The sequence below is a fragment of the Streptomyces chattanoogensis genome, assembly GCF_001294335.1.
GTDB classification, from domain to species: domain Bacteria; phylum Actinomycetota; class Actinomycetes; order Streptomycetales; family Streptomycetaceae; genus Streptomyces; species Streptomyces chattanoogensis.
This window is the reverse complement of record NZ_LGKG01000108.1, coordinates 1-269: the sequence shown is the minus strand read 5'-3', so window position 1 is coordinate 269 and position 269 is coordinate 1. Positions and strand designations below refer to the sequence as shown.

At 68.0% G+C, this 269-nt stretch carries 1 protein-coding gene; it reads right to left on the bottom strand.

Going from position 1 to position 269, the window contains the following annotated elements:
• Positions 1-8: 8 nt before the first annotated feature.
• Positions 9-269, bottom strand: a 261-nt coding sequence (locus ADL29_RS12840) for an STAS domain-containing protein (protein WP_157878482.1), incomplete at its 5' end; no start/stop codon positions are given.

Here is a 269-nt window from a genome sequence, read left to right as displayed (position 1 = left end):
GCCTGCCGTCAGGAGACGAGTTCCGCCGATCGCTGGTTGCGGCGGTGCTGTTCGGCCCAGTTGGTCAGGGCGGCGGCGCAGGCGTGGTCGAGGTGGCGTAGTTGGCTGGTGTCGAGTTCGATGTCGCGGCCGGGGGGCAGTGCTTCGAGCTGGTCGAGGAGTTTGGGCAGGCGCAGGAAGGTGGCGTTGCCGATGGCGTGTACCCGCACGGGCTGATCTTCGTCGTCGGGGGTGTGGATGTCGAGGTGGACGTGGGAGGTTTCCCAGGC